Source organism: Novosphingobium sp. THN1, assembly GCF_003454795.1.
GTDB lineage: Bacteria > Pseudomonadota > Alphaproteobacteria > Sphingomonadales > Sphingomonadaceae > Novosphingobium.
The window spans coordinates 928586-943841 of the sequence record NZ_CP028348.1 but is presented as its reverse complement, the minus strand read 5'-3'; the positions used below and the strand labels follow the sequence as shown (position 1 = coordinate 943841).

The following is a 15256-nucleotide window of genomic DNA, read 5'->3' as shown; positions in this document are numbered from 1 at the left end:
ACCTGAAGCCTGTCAGACCTGCCAGGTACAGATCTGCTTGTTTTCCCTGGTGAAAATGGCATCGTCGTGCTGGCTGGCAGCGCCAGGATGGGCCGGCACGGAGTGTGTTGCAGATGGCGTACGGTCGATACCCTTTTGAGACCGGACCCGAAATGGACCTTGCCGCGGCGAGGCAACCGGTTCGTTCTTCCCTGTACCTGCGCCTGATGGACCTGCTGGCCAGCGCCAGGATGGGTCGCCTCGATATTGAAGCTCTTGCCGAACGCGGGACGCATCTCCAGATGGACCGCTTGCTTGGCGCTGCGGAACCGTTCTGGCTTACAGACGGCGTTCAGTTGCGCGACTGCCTGTTCATCGGTCCAGAAGCCTTGTCTGGCGCGTTCTGGAAGGCCATCGGCGCGCGCGCACCGCGATTTTTCGTGCTGGTGGTGGTCGAGGCAGCAAACGCTCGCGCCTTGTATCTACGTTCAGGCAGGCGGATTGATCTTCGCGATGGTGTCAGCGGATCGGCTTCCCACGCGATGCCGGTGGGTCAAGGACCATATCTGGCGCTGGTATGCGCTGAGTTCGATTGGCCGGGCACCCCGCAGCCGAGATCTGCTGCGGTGGTACCGGTCTGGCGCCGTGACCAGTTCACGCCCCTCGCCTGCAGTCACGAGAGGGACATGCTGGATTGCCTGGCCGCAATCATGGAGCGTCTCGATTGTCACGGCGCGGCGTTGCAGATTGCTCGTCAGCTTGGCGCTGAGGGTCCGGTACAGGTCTTTACCGGCCGTCTGTGCGGCAATGGGCTCAGGCAAGAGTTCGAGATCATCTGCCTGCCCTGCGCTGCCGATCGTCCCGAGCCGGGCTTCGTGGTTTCGCCTGGCAATGAAAGGCTGACGTATATTCCCGGGACGACAGGCTTTGACGAACTATGTGCCGACCTTGTCAGGCTTGCCCTGCGCTGCTGACCGGCTTTGCGCGCGGCTGCCATGCTCTGTGTCAGGTGCTGTCTCCTGTCAGGAATCCAGGAATAAAGATGCCCGAGCATTGCTCGGGGCGTCTTCTCCTGATTCCAGATTCTAGGATTCGGAGCCCCAAAAGGCCCGGTTTATCGTGCTTTTGTCCGAGTCATTGTGAGATTGCGGGGGCGACTGGATGAGGCCTTGGGGGCTTCAGCATGTGCTGGCGGGGGCCATGTCTTGAGGAATCGGGGATTGTGTGAGGTCTTGGGGGAGTTGCAGTTACCTTCTCCAAAGCGCGCGGTATCGCCTTCAAACACGGCCTTTTTTGTCCGTAGCTTGGCTGAGAGCCTGTTTTTACATGAGTCATGGGGGAGTCCCATCGGGCTGGCGGTCTTTATGTGAGTACGCGGGGGCTTGGGCCGCACCTGTGGTCGCGACTGTGCGATAGCGTGTCGAGCCCAGCGGACCCTGTGCGAGACGGTTAATGTGAGGAACCGGGGGTGGGTGTGACAATATGAGGTCTTGGGGATGGGTACGATCCTGGCTCCAGGTCGCGGTTTGATGCCGACAGAACAGGGCGCTATTTCTTGCAGCGCCGGGCTTGCGGGTCATGGCATTGCGACGACTACATGAGGATACGGGGGGGCTCGATCGTGGTAGCAGACGTGACGACCGCAGGGCTCTGGGGTATGCATGGCGAGCACGTTCCTTCCTGGCTTGCACGACCGGGCCGTGTTCGATCCGGCTTGTCTATGTGAGTGATCGGGGGGATGTTCTCTTTGAGAGGACGAGATGTTACGCTCCTCACATGGAAGTTGATTCGGCCACGGAAGAGCTGCAGCTGCAAGAGGATCTTGAGGGTCTCGGGCGGACACTCAGGGTTGCCGATGTCATCCGCAGGCGCGATCTCGAGTTTGTCAGCAAACCCGGCGAGCTTGTCGAATCCGAATTTGAAACCGGTTCGCTCAGCGCGGCAGCGCGCAAGGCCTTCGCGCTGATGTTGCGCAAGGCCGGGCCGGACGCCGGGTCTGACAAGACATTCACCATCACGAAGAAGGAGTTGCGTGGCTCGCACAAGGGCAACGAGCGCATTCAGCCGGTCATGGACGAGCTGCTGCGGGTTATCGTTCGCATTCGCACGACGACGCGCAAGGGCAAGCCGGCGATCATGTCGCAGTCCCTTCTTGCCAGCTGTGTCGAGGAAGTTTCCGAAGATGGCCTGAGCGTCGTCGAGTTCGAATTCTCGGAGAACTTCAAGCGTGTGATCCAACGCTCCGATTATTATGCGCGGGTGAACCTGGGCGTGATGCTGGCGCTGCAGTCGCGCTATTCGCTGACGATCTATGATCTGGGTTGCCTGATCATCAATCGCCAGAATCGCACGGTGCGCATGAGCGTCGAGGAGTTGCGTCGCCGGATCGGCGTGCCTGAGGGGAGTCTCAAGAACTTCGCCGAGCTGCGGCGGGAGGTCTTGGCCAAGTCGAAGGCCGAGATCGATCAGCTTGCCGATTTCACGGTCGAGTGGGAGGAGATCCGGGGCTCGGGGCGTGGCCGTCCTGTGCAATCGGTGAAGATGACATTCATGCCCAAGGATTCCTCGGCCCAGGAGGAAGTGGCGCGCGAGCTTGACCGGCCCAAAGTGGGACGGCGTGCGAGACGCGAAGGGACAACCGAGACACTGGAAGCCCTGGCACCTCCCCTCCCCCCGGCAAAGTCCCGTGAGCCAAGGAAGGCTCCGTTGCCACCTGCGAGCCGGCAGCTTTTCCCGGAAGGTTCGCTGCATTTCTGCGGGGACAATCGCCTGCTTGCGATCCTGGGTGATTTCGGCGGTGGCTGGCACAAGGACCTGATAGCCCAGGCTTATCGTCGCCCTTGAGCGAGGATAGGAAGCTCTCGGCAACCGCGTTGTCATGGGAGTTGCCACATCGGCTCGTCGAGTGCTCAAGGTTGTGAGCCCGGATGAAGGCTGCCCATTCTATGCTTGTGAACTGCGAGGCGTGTTCCGAGCGGATCAGCACCCGCTGCTTCGGCTTGCGTCGCCATACTGCCATGAGCAGCTTAACAGATGGCTGAAGTTGGGCTTCCCTTTCGTCAACCCCAGCGCGAGCTCCACCTCCCCTTCAGGAGTCACGAGCGGCAGATGGATTGGTGCATCTTCTGGCCGAGCGCTGTAGCCAAGGTGACGATCTTGCAATCGTCGACGAGAACCTGAGAGCGCAGGCGCATCGAATGCAACGCTGGGATGGCCTCACTGAGGTACCGCATCACGACGGCACTGTTAGACGTGACGGGCTCAGGCTGCATGGAGCTCCCCGAAATCAAGCAGTTCCTGCTCGCCATTACCCGCCCCGATACTTTGCCCGTCCCGGTGCCAGCTTTCGCGATCAGCCTTGCTTGCGCTCGGTTATGGTGGGCAGGTGTCGGATCGGCTCGATGGTGATCGCGCGGAAGTAGGTTTCGGCGCCTTCCGACTGGAGCTGGATCCTGCCAGCGGTCAGCGGGATGGTGCGGCCCTTGGCGTCCTTGGTGGTGAGGTTGGTCGCGGCCATCACCGGCACGCCGTTCACAACGTGGATCGACGTGTTCCCGAAGACATAAAGATCAAGCGAATTCCACTCGCCCAGAGGTTTCTCTGCGTCAGCGCCGGCATCGACGTTCCATGTCGGAAACGTCAGCCGCGATGGCAGGCCGCCTTTGAAGTAACGGCGACTCGGATAGGGAATTGAGGGATCATTGGCGACAGGAACGGTGGCGCCAACCCGCCAGTCGACTGTCTCGAACGAAGGCTTGCCCTTGGAATCGCCCACCGTCAGCAGCATGCCGACGGAGTGCGGCACCACCTCGAACTCGATCGCGCTCATCCATGTGCCGAAGAACGCACCATACGCGCCATGCGAATGATACAGTACCCCATTGTTGCGCGGCATCGGCGTCCATGTATTGGCACCCCACTTGTATTCCACGTGAAGGTGGTAGTTGCTGTAGGACCGTTTTGTCAGCAGCCCTCCGAACAGTTTGCCGCTGGAATAGATCGCAGGTGCGCCATCCTGCTCAACCACCTTGAATACACCGTAAGTGTCATGGTTGAGGCCGATCGGCGCGCTGCTCGGCGTGCCATACGTGGTGGCAGGTACGGTGTAACCGAGCCAGCTGTCCCATCCGGACAGGTCTCGGCCGTTGAACAGCTTTGTCGGTGCCGCGCGATTGCGCGGCAGGTTCGTCAGCACGAGATCCTGCCTGCGATAGGTCGGGTCGTTGGCAATCGCCGCCTTCTGTTCGGGCGTCGAGCCATCCGGCGGACCATCGGCGGCAAAAGCGCAGACGGGCGCGAGGAGAGCAAGGCTTGTGGCAATCATGTTGCGGGTTGAGGACACGTCGGAAAACTCCGTTGAATGAGGAATGTCAGTGCGCCGATGCGTTATCGACGAGATCGAAGGGCGATGCCGTCAGCGCGATCAGCGCAGCGTCCGCCACCGGATCGATCGTCGCGGGACGCTCGCAGGTGGATTGAAGCTCGACCACAGTGCGCGAGGTCGCTGATCTGACGATGGCCTCCATCACTTCTACCGAGTGGACGATGAACTCGCCCCCGGTGCGGTGTCTGCTGCCGGTGCGGATCGCGAGCGCAAGATCGACCAGCCCGGCACCGCGATAATCGGCCACCACCCGCCCGGTGTGGTCATGGCGGTTTGGCGTGGCAAAGCCCTGGTCGGCGGTAGGAAGGTCTGTGCGTGGCTGCGGCGGTGCAGTCACCGCCGGTTGGCCACCGAAGAACATCGGGTCGGCCATCGCCAGTATTCCGTCGGAACCGAACAGTTCGCCCGGCCGCAGCGTGGGCACCACAACGTCGAGCGAGATGATGAAGCTGACCGACGCTTCGGCAAATTCAAGCACCGTGTTGAACGTGGTGTCGACCGTCACCGGGAAGCGCGTGCCCTGCCGGGGGCCGCGCAGGATCGTTCGCTCCGCTCTGCCCGCGCCCGAAACCGAAAACACCCGCTTTACCGGCCCCAGCAGGTTGATCCACATCGTCGTGTAATAAGGTCCCGCATCGAACGGCGGCTCGCCGCCCGGACGATAGAACGCCTCGGGGCCCGGGTGGAATAGCTCGAGTCCCGGCAGTCCGAGGAACGAAGAACCGAATACCGGCTTGCCGATGGCCCCTGTATCGAGCGCCCTGCGCGCAGCCTGGTGCGCGCTGCCATAGAACGTATCGGGCGCCGAGCCGATCAGTAGGCCGCGGCTCTCGGCAAGGTCAGCCAACTGGCGCGCCGTCTCATGCGACAGGGCAAAGGGCTTTTCGGAATAGATATGCTTGCCCGCCTCCAAAGCGGCCGCATTGATCGCCTCATGCGCCACCCCTGGAGTAAGGTTGACGACCAGTTCGATCGTATCGTCGGCAAGTAGCTCGTCGACCGTGGCCGCGCGTGCGCCGAACCGGGCAGCAGTTTGCGCAATGGCCTGCGGCGTTCGCGTGGCGATGGCACGCAGGTCAAGGGCCGGCGAACGAGCAATTGCATTGAGATAGACTGGGCTGATGTCTCCCGCGCCTACAAGCCCGATCCTGACAGGTTGCATCCATCCCTCCGTCGCAGCAGGGCACTCTCGCCCGTGACGCTGCAGACAATTGACTATCTAATCGATGATTAGATCGTGCCGCGCCAAAGTCAATCGATGCCGAACAGGCTATTTTGCGCGCGGATCAGCAAGCTGGCTGCCAGCGTCTCGCCCTCAGCCAGCCACGTCATGCGTCCGGGGGTGCGATTGATGGCATCAGTTGGATGGGTCAGAGGCTCGATGCAGAAGAATTCCGCGTCTTGTGCGACATACACCCCGGTACAGGACAGTGCCGGGCACGGTGTCATCTCGATCAGCAGATCGTCTGCTGGCCGCAGGACCGTTAGCACGCCTTGGCGCCCCTCCTGAATCGTATCGACCATGCGCGTCGTGACGGGTGCGCCTTTCCACCAGTCCACGGCGTCGCCTGCATCCACAAGCGTGAGTGGCAGTCCGTCTGGCGCAGTCCGCCATTCGTAGCGGTGCAAGCCTCGGAAAACAGTGCTGCCATCGCCTGGGAAATAGGGATGAAATCCGAGTCCCGCTGGCATTCGTCCTGGGCCGAGATTGGTCACCTCCAGTCGCATCATTACGCCTTTGGCTCCCAACTCCAATGTCTGTTCAGCGCGATAGTGCCATGGCCATTCGCCGCTGGAATAGCCATGGACCATCCGAATCGACGACATGTCGTGATCGATCACCTGCCACGGCCGCACCCAGCCATAGCCGTGCAACGCGTGGGGATGGTAGGCATCGGGAAAGTTGGATGACAGGCGATAGCTGACGCCGGCGACTTCAAATCGACCGTCTGCGATGCGGTTGCAAAAAGGCACGATGGGAAAGCAGGCGGCGTCAAGGATGTGGTCGGTCCGTGCGGTACGAAGCACCGGCGAACCCTGCCAGAAAAGGCCACGCAGCGAACCGCCTACGCCTGGCGCAATCGCTACTTCGTAATCCCAGGCGGAAATCGTCCATTTGTCATGACACTGCATCACCGCCTTTGATCACTGATCAGATTTGCAGGCAAGTCGCTTGCGAGCAGCCGAGCTGACACCTGCCCCCCCCCGCCCTACTTGGCGAGCACCTGCGCTTTCCGGCTGGCCAGCTGGCGGTTTGCTGTTAGGGAAGCTATCCGATAGCTCGCAAGCCTGTCCGGTCGCCCGAGAGATTTTATGCCCGCCAAGAAGCCGTATCACCGCGAAAACCTGCGCCGCGACCTGCTCGATGCGGGGCGTGAATATGTACGGCAACACGGGCACCACGGACTGTCCATCCGCACGCTTGCCCAACAGGTCGGCGTTTCGCCAGGCGCTCCCTACCATCATTTCCCCGACCGCCGCTCGCTCCTGTTGGCGCTTGCCATTGAAGGCTTCGAGGAAATGCTCGACGGGGCCGAGCAAGTCCGGCGCAGCACGGTTACCCCGGAGCAGAAGCTCAGTCGCATGGGCCTCCTGTTCATCCGCTTTGCTGAAAACAACCCGTTCCTGCTCGACCTCATGTACGAAAGTGAGCTGACCTCGCCGGTGCTCGACACCAAGCTGCTGGAATACCAGCTCCAAGGCCACTTCAACTTGCGGGACCATCTCCGCGCAGCAATCCCGGGCATCTCCGACGACGAGGCAGATTTGCGCGTGATCGCCTTCTGGTCGGCGATCTATGGCTTTTCTTCGATGCGCAAGAAGGGCGTGATCCGGCCTAGCCAGAGCATTGTGCCCACTGTCGATATCGCAGAGGCCATCGTCGCCCGCGCCACACTCGCCGCTCTGGCAGACTGATCCCCGGTACTGCTGCGGCGACTATCACGGCCTCGTGCCCGCGTCAGCATATCCACGCCTGATCAGAGCACTGATTAGATTCACACTTGACGCTGGGTTTATGCAAATCTAATCACCGCTCAAATATCGGGCCTTCGGGACACCGACAACTATGATCGGGAGGGAATGCCATGAGAACGGCTGCCATTTTGCTTGCAACATCTGCCCTTGCGCTGTGCTCGCCGGCCCTTGCACAAGCCACTCAAGAACCCCAAGGTACAAGCCAAGCCGATGCGGCAGAAGCCTCCGAGCGCGGCGTGGGCGATATCATCGTAACCGCCAATCGCATCGAGACTTCGGCCCAGGACACGCCGATCGCGCTCAACGTCTATAGGGGCGCGGACCTGGCCGATAGCGGGATCAATTCAGTGCGGGACCTCTCCGCGATCGATCCCAGCCTCAACGTCTCGAGTTCGAACAGCTCCGCCTACATCGCCGTGCGCGGTATTGCCTCGACCGACGTGACGGAACTGGGCGACCCATCGGTACCGGTTGCGCGCGACGGCTTTTTCACCAACCGCGCCTATTCGATCAACACGTCGATGTACGACGTGGCCCGCGTTGAAGTGCTGAAGGGGCCGCAGGGCACGCTGCAGGGCCGCAACTCGACCGGCGGTCTGGTCAGCATCATCACAAACCGGCCCAAGTTCAAGAACGAGGTCTCGGCCTCGTTCGAATACGGCAACTATGACACGACCAACGCCGACGCTGCCGTCAACCTTGCCCTGTCCGAGAGCTTCGCGCTGCGCGCCTCGGGCACTTTCCTCAAGCACGACGGCTACCGTCGCCAGGTCGGCGTGATGAAGTCGGCTGACAACGAGGACTTCAAGTCCGGTCGCATCCAGGCTCGCTTCGCCAAGGATGGCTTGGATCTGTGGGTATCTTACCAGCGAGATGATCGCGATACCGATGGCGAGGCGGTCCTCAAGAACACATTGGGCGCGCCGCAGCCCAGCTTCGATCCGCTGCCTGCGTTCCGCAGCGATTCTCCGACACGCACTGTGCTCAAGGGCGAACGCATCCGTTGGGAAGCCAGCTACAGCGGCCTCGGCAATATCAACCTGATCTACTCGGGCGGGTGGGACAAGCAGCAGTTCGACTTGACGCTCGACGCTACTGGTCCGAACTATCCGGCCAACCGCCAGTATCTCAACACCCAGGCACCGACGACCTGGAACCACGAAGTTCGCATCAGCAACGAGAAGACCGGCAAGCTCTTCATCCAAGCCGGATACTTCCGCTTCACCGAAGACAACGCGCTTGCCGCCGGGCTCTACAACCGCGAGATGACCGGCCTGTTCGCGCCGGGCGGCCCGCTGTCGTTCGCGCCCAATGCCGACCAGTCGTTTCGCTATGGCATCGCCTTCGACTTTGCGGTCAAGACCAAGTCCGACGCGATCTTCGCGCAGGCCGATTATGACCTGACCGAACAACTCCAGCTCTCGGCCGGCGCCCGCTACACGTGGGACAACAAGTCTCGCACCGGCAATTCGGTACTGGTCCTGCCCGCGCTGGCATTCCCGCTATGCAGCAACGGCTTCCCGGCGCCCGGCACCTGCCCGCCGTTCCCGATCGTCAATTCCGGCAATGGCGAGACCAAGGAAAGCAAGCCGACTTGGCATCTCGGTCTCAATTGGCGGCCAGAATCGGGGCGCCTGATCTATGCCAAGTACGATCGCGGCTACAAGTCGGGCGGCTTCAACTCGAACGGCTCGGTCGCTGCCACGCCCTATGGCGCGGAGCAGGTGGACGCCTTCGAAATCGGCACGAAGAACACGTTGATGGGCAATGCCCTGCAGCTCAACTTCGCCGCCTTCTACTTCAATTACAAGGGCTACCAGGCTCAGCAAAGCACCTGCCCGACATGCTCGACCGGCGTGTTCAACGTCGGCAGCGCCCGCGTCCTTGGCCTGGAAGGTCAGCTCAACGCCCGCGTTGCCGAGAACACGAAGCTCTACATCAACAGCACCCTGCTCGACACGAAGTTCGGCGACAACATCATCGTCACCAATGGCAACAACCAGAACGTCGACATCAGCAAGAACCAGCTGCCCAACGCCCCCCACTTCACCGCCTCGATGGGCTTCGAACAGGGCGTTCCGCTGGGCGATCATCTGCTCTCGTTCCGTGCCGACGGCAAGTACTCATCCAGCTTCTATTTCTCGGCATTCAATCTGCAGCAGATCCGCTCGCCGTCCTATTTCCTCGGCAACCTGTCGGCAGCGATCGAGCCGAATGCCGGTGGCTGGAAGCTGCAGGCCTATGTCCGCAACGTCTTCAACAAGAACGTGCTGTCCTTCGCCGAGCAGAACTTCAACGGCTTCAGCGACAACTATCAGTTCCAGCCACCGCGCACCTACGGCGTGCGGGCGAGCGTGAACTTCTGATCTGACAATTGCATTCGGCATGAGGCGAGGTCCGGTGGGCTTCGTCTCCGGCCTTCCAGGAGCAAGATATGCCCGGTTCGTTCAAATACGGTGTTTCAACTTACAGCTACGTCGATGACTACGGCTCGGTCATGACGCTCGAAGACGCGTTCGACCATATCGCGGATACCGGCGCCACCGGCATCGAGATTCTGGGCGAGGGCCAGATCGAGGGCTATCCCCACCCTTCCAGCCAGTTTCTCGATCGCTGGTTTGGCCTGCTCGTCAAGTACAAGCTTGAACCGACCAACATGTGCTCGTGGGTCGACATGCGCATTACTCTCCAGCGCAACCTCACCGTCGAGGAAGGTGCGGCGGAACTCGAGCGCGACCTGCGACTTGCGCACCAGCTCGGCTTCAAGTTCCTCCGCCCGAAGTTCGGCGTGCTGTCGCATGATCTGATCCCCGAACCGCAGTGGGAGGCCTATACCGAGCGCAACCTCGACCTCGCCCACAAGCTGGGCGTGGTGATCTGCCCGGAAATTCACGCCCCCACGCCGATCAAGCATGAAGTTGTCGACGGTTACATCAACTTCATCGAGCGCACCGGCACGAAGAACTTCGGCCTGATGATCGACACCGGCATCTTCCAGGACCGGCCGCTGACGCACTGGGGCTCGCACCAGATCAACGAGGAAGCGCGCAAGCACATGGAGTTCCTCAACGGCATCAAGGTTCCGCCCGAACACTTCCTCGATATCGCCAAGTACGTGGTCTTCATCCAGGCAAAGTTCCACGACATCGACGAGAACCTCGAGGACCAGAACATCCCGTGGAAGCCGGTGATCTCGGCCATCAAGCGCTCGGGCTACTCCGGCTACCTGTCGAGCGAATACGAAGGTTGGCGCGCGCCGTGGCGTTCGATTGATCAGGTTCGCCGGCAGCACGTGCTGCTGCGCCAGCTCGAGCGGGAGTTCGACGAAGGCAAGTTCGCCTGATCCCGTTTCGCACATAGAATTCCCGGAGAACACCATGCTCGAACATCAGCTCATCCAGAGCACCGGATTCCGCAATTTCGGACCCGTGGGCGCGCGCGAAGGCTTCGCCATCCGCATCCGCATCCCCAACTACCACGGCACCCGCCTGTCGCAGCTCGATGGCTTCGACGTGACGGTCGATGGCGTTTTCTACGATCACGAAATCAACCGTTTCGGCATCCGCGATGAAGTCTACACCATGGCCGAAATGCGTGAGGAAATTACCGCGCGCTGGGGCTTGACCGAATGGGGCGAAATCCTTGTCGACAAGCCCGGCGGCCTTGAACCGGGCGTCCACAAGATCGAGGTCGTCGCCCGCATTCGCTATTCCTACTTCCCGCCCGATGTGCACATCTTCCCGATGCATGCCGAACGCTATGGCACCATCTGCATCGCCTGACCCTGCTCCATCCGATCTCACGAAAGTATCCGCAAAATGACCCAGCAATACGGCCGTCAAGGCGATGAATACATCCTCACGCCAGAGGAGATCGCCCAGTACCATCGCGAAGGCTACATCACCTTGCGCGGCGTGATGACGGAGGAGGAACTTGCGCCGCTCGAGACCGAATTCGAGCGCTTCATTCGCGGCGAAGTCAGCGGCATGGGCAAGGATTTCTGTGACATGTCCGGGCCATATGACCGTGAGTTCGAGAACTTCAGCCTCGTGAATGCCGTGCTGCCGCGTCACTACGAGCCAACCCTGCGGGACAACCTTTACGAACGGCGCGCAGCCTCGATATCGCGCCAATTGCTCGGGGAGAGCGCAACCCTCGATTACGACCAGTTCCTTGCAAAGCGCCCCGCAAAGCCCGACGCCGTGTTCACGATGCACCAAGATCTGGGATACTGGCCGACCGGCACGCCCGAGCCGCTGACTGCCACCTGCAGCCTCGCGCTTGACGACGCCGATCTGGAAAACGGATGCCTAAAGGTGGTGCCGGGCTCGCAAAAGCAGGGCCTCCGCCCGCACCGTCCGCTGATGGGTGAGGATCGCAGCAAGTCGCACATTCTCAGCGTTGAACTGACCGATGCTGATACTGTGGTCGACCTTCCACTGAAGCGGGGTGACATTACCGTGCATGACGAACTGATCGTTCACGGCTCAGGCGGGAACACGTCGCCGGACCGCTGGCGCCGTACCTATATCGTCGCTTTCCGCTCGAAAGCCTGTGTCGACTTCGAACGATCGATCGGCTTCACGCATTCGCACAACGATACCATCACTTGGGAAACCCATCTGGGCGCGCTTACCGCGTGAAGATCGCGCCCAGGCTATCGCCTGGGCGCCGGTCACTTGGGGGCTAAACGCCGTTGATTGGCCAATACCGTTGGCAGACGTTTTCCGCATGCGCACTTGCTTAGCGGCAGTCACAAGTTAGGCTGCCGGAAACAGTCCCTTGTTTTCGTAAGGCGCCAGTGATGTTCGATTTTATCCGCAAGCAGTTTGTCGATGTCATCGAATGGCTGGAGCAGCCCGGCGAATTGGCCTGGCGCGTGCCCTTCGCCGATCGCGAAATTCAGCACGGCGCGCAGTTGACAGTGCGCGAAGGTCAGGTCGCGGCCTTTGTCAATGAAGGCCGCGGGGCGGACTACTTCGGGCCGGGCCTCCATACGCTTGAGACCGCCAACCTGCCCTTGTTGTCCAACCTGATGAACTGGGACAAGGCCTTCAAGTCGCCGTTCAAATCTGACGTCGTGTTCCTCTCTCTGAAAGAGCAGCATGGCCTGAAGTGGGGGACCGCGCAGCCCGTCACCGTGCGCGATGCTGAATTCGGCGCGCTGCGCCTGCGTGCCTTCGGCTCCTATTCCTTCCGCGTAAACGAAGTTGCGCCCTTCGTCTCGCGCGTGATGGGGACGCTGGCTGGCGTCGCGGTGCCCTCGCTCGAACCGCAATTGCGCGCCGCGATCCAGACCGCGATGGCCACGGCCCTTGGCGGCAGTGGCATTGCCTTCCTCGATCTGGCGGCAAACCAGCAGGCGCTTTCGGACCGGATCAAGCTTGAGGTCGACAAGGCCTTTGCGCAGTGGGGGCTGACCTGCCTTTCGTTCTATGTCGAAAGCGTTTCCCTGCCCGATGAAGTGCAGGCTCACCTCGACAAGGCGAGCTCCATGCGCGTGCTCGGCGATCTTGGCAATTACACCCGCTTTCAGGCAGCCGAAGCCATCGAGGATGCCGCCAATCAGGATGGCGGCGGCGTAGCCGGAATCGGCGCCGGGGTTGCTGCTGCCACGGCTTTGGGTGGCGCGATGGCCCAGGGACTGGGCCAGGCAGCGGCCCCCGCGCCTGCTCCCGCTGCCACCGAGGAAGATCCCCTCGCCACGATCGAGAAACTCCACAGGCTCGTGACCCTGGGCGCATTGAGCCAGCAGGAGTTCGATGCCAAGAAGGCCGAGCTGCTCGCGCGAATCCGCTGATTGCGCGTTCGCATTGGGGGAAGCGGGACGTGATGAATTGCCCTTCGTGCGGAGCGCAAGTGCCGGTGCGAGGCGCCTCCCTTCCCTATGCCACTTGTCCCTACTGCCAGACACTGATCCTGCGCCACGGGCTCGATATCGAGGACGTGGGCAAGGTTGCGGTCCTGCCGTTCGATGTTTCGCCCATCCAGCTTGGCACCACGCTGATGGCCGATGGGCGCAGCATGGTCGTGGTCGGGCGGGTGCGCTGGGCTTGGGCCGGCGGCTCGTGGAACGAATGGCTGGCCATGGCCGATAGCGGCGCGCAGTACTGGCTGGCCGAGGCCGCTGGCATGTTCATGCTGACGGCCGAATGGCCGCAATTGCTCGACCGCGCAGAAGTCCGCGCCTTTGCGGAAGGCGGCACCTTCACGCCGGGGGACGTGATCGAAGTCGATGGACGCCAACTCTTTGCAAGCGATGTCAAGCGGGTCGAGTGCCTTGGCAGCGAGGGTGACCTGCCGATCCGCACGCAGATCGGCATGAAGATGACCAGCGTCGACTTCCGCTCGGCCAGTGGCGAGGTGCTTTCCCTTCAGCGCGACGACCGCGCGACGACGGCGTGGTTCGGCGACAGTTGGGATCTGGTCGCCCTCAAGCCCGGAAACCTGCGTCAGATTGAGGGCTGGACCGTTCCCGGAGAGCTGCGGTGACTGCGGGCACTTCGGGCGGCAATGCGGTCACTTGCCCCGCCTGCGGTGGCACGATCGAATTGCGCGCCGCGGGATTTACGGTCAACCTCGCCTGCCAGCATTGCGGTTCGCTGCTCGACGTATCGCGCCCCGAAGTGGCACTGATCCGCAAGTACAAGCGCGCCAACGAAAACTTTGCACTGGAGCTGGGCAAGCGTGGCACGCTGTTCGGGCAGGAGTGGGAGGTCGTCGGCGCGCTGCGCCGCAAGGACCAGATCACCATCTGGCAGGAGTTCCTGCTGTTCAACCCCTACCTCGGCTATCGCTGGCTGGTCGCCTGCGATGGCGAATGGCAATTCGGCACGATGCTGGCCGATCGGCCTCAAGGCCCTCGAGACAGGGTCTATTGGCGAAGCACGCCATTCACTCGACTGGGGCGAGACCAGACAACCTCGACCACCGCAGTTGCAGGCGAATTCTACTGGCGAGTGAAGGCAGGCGACACGGCCAACGCAACGCTGTTCCAATCAGGCGACACGATGCTTTCGCGTGAGGTTTCGGCTGGCGAGGAGAACTGGACGCAACTTGTGCCGGTTCCGGAAGCCGATGTCGAAAACGCCTTTGGCCTGAAGCGTCGCAGCCTGCCCCGGCGCAAGATGGCAAGAGGACCGATGCTGTTCCGGCCCGCGATCGGCATGGAGCGGGACGATCTTGGCAACATGTTCAAGCTTGCCCTCGCCGTCTCGATCTTTGCCGCAATCGCCATGGCCGTGATCGCAGGGCCGAGCACGAGTGCAAGTACATTGATCCAGGTTCCGGTCGGCGGCCAGATCGCGCCGGTCAAGGTCGGCACGATCACCGTGCGCAGGCCATGGCAGTTCGTCACCATCGAAGCGGACGCCAATCGTTTCGAGAACCGCTGGGTCGATCTCGAATACAACCTGGTTGATCGTTCGAGGGAGCAGTCGATTGATGCGTTCGGTCTGGTCGAACACTATGCCGGAACCGATTCAGACGGTGCGTGGAGCGAAGGCAGCCACTCTGGCGATACCATGTTCGGCCACGTGCCGCGCGGCACCTACGATGTCTATGTCAGCGGATCGGCGCACGGCTGGCCAGTCGACCCGTACACCATTGATGGATGGGGATCGGTCGAGACAATCAATCTTTCGATCGAGGCCAGCACCGGCGCGATGTCGTGGGGCATGTGGTGGACGCTGGTCATCGCACTGTTCGCCTGGCCGCTGACCGTGCTGTGGTGGAGGTTCCGCGACAAATGACCCGGCGCCTGATCCTCTACGCCCTGTTTTGCCTCGCCTTGCTGGCCGCAGCGCTGTTCGCGGCGTTCAATGCCTGGTCGTTCTACAGCGACGAGGAAGACCGCCCCGCCGCCTCGGGCCACACCGGCCCATCGCACAAATGATCACCGGATCCTGAAAGGAGCCT

At 61.6% G+C, this 15256-nt stretch carries 14 protein-coding genes and 1 pseudogene; 11 read left to right on the top strand and 4 right to left on the bottom strand.

Going from position 1 to position 15256, the window contains the following annotated elements:
- The first annotated feature begins 152 nt into the window (after positions 1-152).
- Complete coding sequence (locus C7W88_RS21310) at positions 153-953, top strand: hypothetical protein (protein ID WP_118075529.1); 801 nt, start codon at positions 153-155, stop codon at positions 951-953.
- An 802-nt stretch (positions 954-1755) separates the two neighbouring features.
- Entirely contained in the window at positions 1756-2823 is a 1068-nt protein-coding gene (locus tag C7W88_RS21305; RefSeq protein WP_118075527.1) for a replication initiation protein, read from the top strand.
- Here C7W88_RS21305 and C7W88_RS21300 read toward each other — a convergent pair.
- The 4 genes and pseudogenes from C7W88_RS21300 to C7W88_RS21280 all read right to left on the bottom strand — a co-directional run.
- Positions 2819-3004 (bottom strand): annotated as a pseudogene (locus C7W88_RS21300) (IS3 family transposase); the annotation flags it as partial. The gene C7W88_RS21305 and the pseudogene C7W88_RS21300 sit on opposite strands and share 5 nt — an antisense overlap.
- A 327-nt stretch (positions 3005-3331) precedes the next feature.
- Positions 3332-4321 carry a DUF1080 domain-containing protein gene (locus C7W88_RS21290; RefSeq protein WP_240345013.1) on the bottom strand — a complete coding sequence of 330 codons (990 nt, stop codon included), beginning with the start codon at positions 4319-4321 and terminating at the stop codon, positions 3332-3334.
- Between the two features lie 28 nt (positions 4322-4349).
- Complete coding sequence (locus C7W88_RS21285; RefSeq protein ID WP_118075521.1) at positions 4350-5525, bottom strand: Gfo/Idh/MocA family protein; 1176 nt, start codon at positions 5523-5525, stop codon at positions 4350-4352.
- Between the two features lie 89 nt (positions 5526-5614).
- Positions 5615-6496, bottom strand: coding sequence for an aldose 1-epimerase (locus tag C7W88_RS21280; protein WP_118075519.1), 882 nt, complete (start codon positions 6494-6496; stop codon positions 5615-5617).
- 180 nt (positions 6497-6676) lie between these two features.
- On the opposite strand from C7W88_RS21280, the gene C7W88_RS21275 reads away from it, so the two are divergent.
- The 9 genes from C7W88_RS21275 (at position 6677) to C7W88_RS23015 (ending at position 15233) form a co-directional block, all read left to right on the top strand.
- A complete protein-coding gene (locus C7W88_RS21275; RefSeq protein WP_118075517.1) occupies positions 6677-7279 on the top strand; it encodes a TetR/AcrR family transcriptional regulator in 603 nt (200 codons plus the stop codon).
- A gap of 296 nt (positions 7280-7575) precedes the next feature.
- On the top strand, positions 7576-9705 hold the full coding sequence (locus C7W88_RS21270) for a TonB-dependent receptor (protein WP_162896285.1): 2130 nt from the start codon (positions 7576-7578) through the stop codon (positions 9703-9705).
- A 68-nt stretch (positions 9706-9773) separates the two neighbouring features.
- Positions 9774-10682, top strand: a complete 909-nt coding sequence (locus C7W88_RS21265) for a sugar phosphate isomerase/epimerase (RefSeq protein WP_118075512.1) — start codon at positions 9774-9776, stop codon at positions 10680-10682.
- A 34-nt stretch (positions 10683-10716) separates the two neighbouring features.
- Positions 10717-11121 (top strand): DUF6379 domain-containing protein, encoded by a 405-nt coding sequence (locus C7W88_RS21260; protein ID WP_118075510.1) that lies wholly within the window; start codon positions 10717-10719, stop codon positions 11119-11121.
- Positions 11122-11157: 36 nt separating this feature from the next.
- Positions 11158-11982 carry a phytanoyl-CoA dioxygenase family protein gene (locus tag C7W88_RS21255; protein ID WP_118075508.1) on the top strand — a complete coding sequence of 275 codons (825 nt, stop codon included), beginning with the start codon at positions 11158-11160 and terminating at the stop codon, positions 11980-11982.
- A 161-nt stretch (positions 11983-12143) separates the two neighbouring features.
- The gene (locus C7W88_RS21250) at positions 12144-13139 is read left to right on the top strand and encodes an SPFH domain-containing protein (RefSeq protein ID WP_118075505.1); all 996 of its coding nucleotides are present in this window, start codon (positions 12144-12146) and stop codon (positions 13137-13139) included.
- Positions 13140-13204: 65 nt separating this feature from the next.
- The gene (locus C7W88_RS21245) at positions 13205-13831 is read left to right on the top strand and encodes a DUF4178 domain-containing protein (protein WP_240345012.1); all 627 of its coding nucleotides are present in this window, start codon (positions 13205-13207) and stop codon (positions 13829-13831) included.
- Positions 13828-15090 (top strand): DUF4178 domain-containing protein, encoded by a 1263-nt coding sequence (locus tag C7W88_RS21240; RefSeq protein WP_118075501.1) that lies wholly within the window; start codon positions 13828-13830, stop codon positions 15088-15090. Before C7W88_RS21245 ends, C7W88_RS21240 begins: the two co-directional genes overlap by 4 nt.
- Positions 15087-15233 (top strand): hypothetical protein, encoded by a 147-nt coding sequence (locus C7W88_RS23015; RefSeq protein ID WP_162896284.1) that lies wholly within the window; start codon positions 15087-15089, stop codon positions 15231-15233. The genes C7W88_RS21240 and C7W88_RS23015 overlap by 4 nt, the downstream gene beginning before the upstream one ends.
- The last annotated feature ends 23 nt before the right edge of the window (positions 15234-15256 follow it).